Source organism: Tepidibacter sp., assembly GCF_025210165.1.
GTDB lineage: Bacteria > Bacillota > Clostridia > Peptostreptococcales > Peptostreptococcaceae > Tepidibacter_A.
Map to the genome: position 1 here is coordinate 1 of NZ_JAOASI010000028.1, position 5,561 is coordinate 5,561.

The following is a 5,561-nucleotide window of genomic DNA, read 5'->3' on the forward strand; positions in this document are numbered from 1 at the left end:
AAGAATCTAAGACTAGTGAAGTTGATTCAAAAGAAATAGTACAACCTAAAGAAGCAAGCTAATATAAAAAAAATATAAATATTAAAGGAGGAAAAAATTATGAAAAAGAAACTATTAGCATTATTATTAATGATGATCCTTACTGTATCTGTGGTAGGATGTGGATCAAATGAGGTAGAAGAAAAAGCTACACAAGAAAAAGAAAAGACGTATCAGTACTATACGGCTGAACAGGTTAAAGAGGCAATTGAAAATGGTGATGATATAATGCTTGTAGACATACAGGTTGAAGAAGAATGGAATAAACATCACATAAAAGGAGCTATATCTACAAAAGCCTATCCAGTTAAAACTGATGAAGAAAGAGCTAAAGTTGACGCTGTAATACCTGAACTTGAAGGAGATAATCCAATAATAGTTGTATGCCCTGGAGGTAAAGGTGGAGCTCAAAGAACTGTAGATCATCTTAGTGAAAGTGGTATAAAATCTGAAAGACTTTTTATACTTGAAAATGGTCAAGGTGGATGGCCTTATGATGAACTTTTAGAAAAATAGATATTATATTTTTAATACTATGGATGAGGTGAATTTATACTATTGATAGTACTAATAAATGATTGGAAGAAACATAAAAATTATATATATTTTTTCGAAATAGAAAAAAACTATACTATTAATCAATGGCATAGTTTTTTTCTATTTCAAAAAAATATATTTTAGCTATATAATAGTCAATGGAATTTAACATTTTGTATTATAATGTAAAATAAAGTTGAAAAATCCAAAAAAGTAAATTACATATTCGTGTTTAATTGTGTAGAGGAGGTAACTATGGCATTGCTAAAAAGAAATATAAAACGCTCGCTGTCTATCATAATATCGGCATCAATGATAATGACTTCAACGGGCATTGGTTTTTCTGAAAATTTGAAAACGTTTTCAGACATAGAAAATCATTGGGCGAAAACACAAATTCAAAAATTAGTTAAAAAAAGAGTGATAAGTGGGTACAGTGATGGAACATTCAAGCCCAATAAGCAAATTACAAGAGCTGAATTTATAGCACTTATAAATAAGGCATATAACTTTAAATTGGTCTATGATATAGATTTTAAAGATGTATCAGCAGACGATTGGTTTTATGAAGATATAAGAAAGGCAAAAGCAAAAGGTTATATATCAGGATATGAAGATAATACTGTAAGACCTAATGATTTGATTACTAGACAAGAAGTGGCTGTAATTATGGAAAAGGTACTTAAAATAAGCAAAACAGGCAAATCACAGGTACTTGATAAATTTAAAGACAAAGATGAAATATCTAGCTGGGCAAAAGCATCTGTTGAATTATTGGTAAGTCGAGGATATTTAAACGGATATCCAGATGAAACTTTTGGTCCTAAGAAAAATATAACTAGAGCAGAAGCTGCTGCAATGCTTGGAAAAGTATTTAAATCAAATTCATCATCAAGCTTTACAATTAAAAAGAAGTCTGATAATAAATCAAGTTCAAGTTCAAGCTCAAGTTCATCAGTTAAAACTATATCTAAAGGTGAGTATTCAACAGAATCAGATGCATTACAGGGAACTTTTGATGAACTTAAAATAGACTCTTCTGTAGGAGATGGAGATGTATATCTTAAAAATATTAAAGTAACAGGAGATACATATATATACGGCGGAGGAGAGAATAGTATACACATAAAAGATAGTAAATTAGGAAATGTAGTGGTTAATAAAGAAGATGATAAAGTAAGGTTAGTAGCTGAAGGAAGCACGACAGTAGAAAAATTAACATTAAAATCAGGAGCGATAATTGATGAAGAGGAATCTGTAGAGAATAAGCTAACTGAATCTGGATTTGGAGATATTGTTATTGAAGATAAAGATAAAGTTACTTTAAAAGGAGACTTTGACGAGGTGCAGGTAAATACAGCAGATGCAGATATTTATTTGGATAATGGAGAGGTTAAAAAATTAGAGCTAAAAGAAAAAGCAGAAAATGCTAAAATACACATAGGTAAAGATGCTAAAATAGATAAAGTAGATAAAGACCCAGAAGCAAGTTATACTACACAAAAAGAGACACATACAACAACACCAGTAGAAGCCGGTTTTGAATTTTCTAACGGTGAAATAACTGGATACTTAGGATCTGAAACAGAAATAGTCATTCCATCTATAATAGATGGCAAAAAAGTTACATCTATAGGAACAAATGCATTTAAGAGTAAAGGTATAACATCAGTAGAAATACCAGATACTGTGACGACTATAGGAAGTGGTGCATTTTCATATTGTAAAAGCTTAACATCAGTAACTATTCCTAAAGGGGTAACAAAACTGGGAAAAGGTGCATTTGGATATTGTGAAAATTTAAGATCAGCAACAATTCTAAGCGGTGTAGAGAGTATAGGAGAGTATTTATTCTATAAATGTACTAACCTAGAATCAGTAACAATTCCAAGTGGTGTAAAGAGTATAGGAAATAAAGCATTTGCATATTGTACAAATTTAGGATCAGCAGCAATCCCAAGCAGTGTAGAGAGTATAGGAGAGTATTCATTCTATAAATGTACTAATCTAAAATCTGTAACAATTCCAAATGGTGTAAAGAGTATAGAAAATAAAGCATTTGGATATTGTACAAATTTAGCATCGGTAATAATTCCTGAAAGTGTACAAAAAATAAATGAGTGGGCTTTTTCTGGATGTGAGAAATTAGCAGAAATCAATGTGGATGAAAGAAATACAAATTATTCTGATATTGATGGAATACTGTTTAACAAGGATAAAACAGTATTGATACAATACCTTGACCAACATGGCAACCAGTACACGGTTCCTGAAGGTGTAGAAAGCATAGAAGCGTATTCATTCTATAAATGTAATAATCTAGAATCTGTAAACATACCAAGCACTGTAAAGAGTATAGGAAAGAATGCGTTTAAAAGTTGTGCTAAATTAAAATCGTTAACAATTTCAGAAGGTGTAGAAAGCATAGGAGAAAATGCATTCTATGAATGTGTTAATCTAGAGTCTGTAATCATACCAAGCACTGTAAATGAAATAGGAATGGGTGCGTTTGAATATTGTTCCAAATTAGCATCGGTAACAATTCCAGAAGGTGTAGAAAGCATAGGAGAAGTTTCATTCTATGAATGTACTAATCTAGAATCTGTAACTATACCAAGTACTGTAAATAGAATAGGAGATCATGCATTTTGTGCTTGCAGTAAATTAGCATCAGTGACTATTTCAGAAGGCGTGAAAGAAATAGGATTTAGTGCATTTTTAAATTGTACAAGCTTAACATCAGTAACTATTCCTGAAAGTGTACAAATAATAAATGAGTGGGCTTTTTCTGGATGTGATAAATTAGCAGGAATTAATATAGATAAGAACAATGCAAATTATTCTGATATTAATGGAGTACTATTTAACAAGGATAAAACAGTATTGATACAATATCTTGACCAACGTGGTAATCAGTACACGGTTCCTGAAGGGGTAACAAAACTGGCAAAAGGTGCATTTGCTTCTACAAAAGTAACATCAGTAACACTTCCAGAAAGTTTAGAAATAATAGGGTTCAGTGCATTTGAAAAATGTTATGATTTAGCATTAATAGAAATTCCACAAAGTGTAACAACTTTAGATCATTTTGCATTTGCATCTTGTAAAAGTTTAGAATCAGTAACAATTCCAAATGGTGTGAAGAGCATAGGAAATAATGCATTCAAATCTTGTGACAATTTAAAATCAATAACAATTTCAAGTAGTGTAGAAAGTATAGGAGATTATGTATTTAAATATTGCAAAAACTTAAAATCAGTAATAATTCCAGACGGTGTAAAGAGTATAGGAAAGTATGCATTCCAATCTTGCGAAAGTTTAGAATCAATAAGAATTCCAAGCAGTGTAGAGCGTATAGGAGATTATCCGTTCAAATATTGTAAAAATTTTAAATCATTAATAATTGATAACTATGAAGGAGCTGTAACTATAGGAAATTATGATATTGCAGATTCTGCTATTACTTATTTAAAGGAATCTAGTAGCGACTTGGATGAAGAATCTATAGAAATGTCAGAAAATATTAGAAAGTTTTATTTAAGCTTATTTAATAAATATTCTAAAATTGATAAAAAATATACTAATATAGTTGATGATATGGCATCTAGTTATGAAAAATTGCCTGATGATCATATTTTTACTAAAGGGGATATGAAGAAGTTAAAGAAATTCTCTGATAATGATACCTCACTAACTCCAGAATTGGTTGCACCTTTGGAATATGCTACAAATCTTGAAAATTTTGAAGTAAATGCAGTTAGAAGTATAGAAAATTTTGATTTTTTAAAAAATTGTAAAAAACTAAAAGTTTTACACTATCTTAACAATGATCTAAAGTATGGCAAAGATAAACAAATTGAATTAAAAAATATAAATTCACTTGCATTATTAACTAATCTTGAAGATTTAAGAATTAATATGACAACTTTAAAGGATATTACACCTATTTCTAATTTGAAATTAAAGCAGTTAATTCTTCCAGATAATAATATTGAAGAAGTAAATTCAACAATAGGAACTATAACAACAGTTGAAAGACTAGATATGGAAAATAATAAAATTTCAGATATTAGTGAGTTCAATAATTTAGTTAATTTAAGATCGTCATATTTATACAATAATAAGATAACTGATATTAGTCCAGTTTCGAAACTAGATAAACTTGAAGCACTTTTGATTCATGATAATAATATAACAGATATAACACCACTTAAGGAAATGAACTTAAAAAGATTGCGTATACAAGGAAATCCACTTCCTGAAAATTATATGGATACGGTTAAGCAATTTTCAAAAATAAATACTTTGAGGGTTGGAAATATAACTCTTGGTGATTTTGAATGGATGAAAACTGCTGCTGTAAGACCTAAAGGTGAACCTGCACATTTAATGGAAAATGATGTAAGGATGTATTCGTTTGGAGAGATATCTATTGAAATCAAAGCATCAGAAAGATCAATAAAAGATGGTACATTGACAATAGAGAATCCTTTAATAGGTTTAAATAATGAACCAGTCCTTCAAGATGATTGTGCTGATGAAGATAAGATAAATAAAAATATTAATTTTAAAGATAATAAGATAGAAGTTAGAATGGATGATCCAGCTGCTAATTCAATAAAAGTAAAATATCCAATATATACAGAAGATCCTAATCGTGGGTTTGGAAAATATAATCAAAAACCTAATATTGTAGGAACAGTAATATTAAATATAATAATAGAAAAAGAAAATTCAGAAGAAGAGACTAAGAGTATTGAAGTTGATCCAAAAGAAACAGTACAACCTGAAGAAGTAAAAGATGAAAATGAGGAAGTAGGAAATAAAGAAGAAGAATCTAAGACTAGTGAAGTTGATTTAAAAGAAACAGTACAACCTGAAGAAGTAAAAGACGAAAATAAAGAAGCTGGAAATAAAGAAGAAGAATCTAAGACTAGTGAAGTTGATTCAAAAGAAATAGTACAACCTAAAGAAGCAAGCTAATA

General features: G+C 29.6%; 2 protein-coding genes. Both read left to right on the plus strand.

Annotation, left to right across the window (positions count from 1 at the left end; genetic code table 11):
* The first annotated feature begins 99 nt into the window (after nt 1-99).
* Entirely contained in the window at nt 100-555 is a 456-nt protein-coding gene (locus N4A48_RS04170; RefSeq protein ID WP_293664546.1) for a rhodanese-like domain-containing protein, read from the plus strand.
* A gap of 276 nt (nt 556-831) precedes the next feature.
* Nucleotides 832-5,559 carry a leucine-rich repeat protein gene (locus N4A48_RS04175; protein ID WP_293664547.1) on the plus strand — a complete coding sequence of 1,576 codons (4,728 nt, stop codon included), beginning with the start codon at nt 832-834 and terminating at the stop codon, nt 5,557-5,559.
* The last annotated feature ends 2 nt before the right edge of the window (nt 5,560-5,561 follow it).

Bases quoted from the DNA above. Each gene is read 5' to 3' on its own strand.
- N4A48_RS04170 (WP_293664546.1), top strand. From the start codon at position 100: ATGAAAAAGAAACTATTAGCATTATTATTAATGATGATCCTTACTGTA.
- N4A48_RS04175 (WP_293664547.1), top strand. From the start codon at position 832: ATGGCATTGCTAAAAAGAAATATAAAACGCTCGCTGTCTATCATAATA.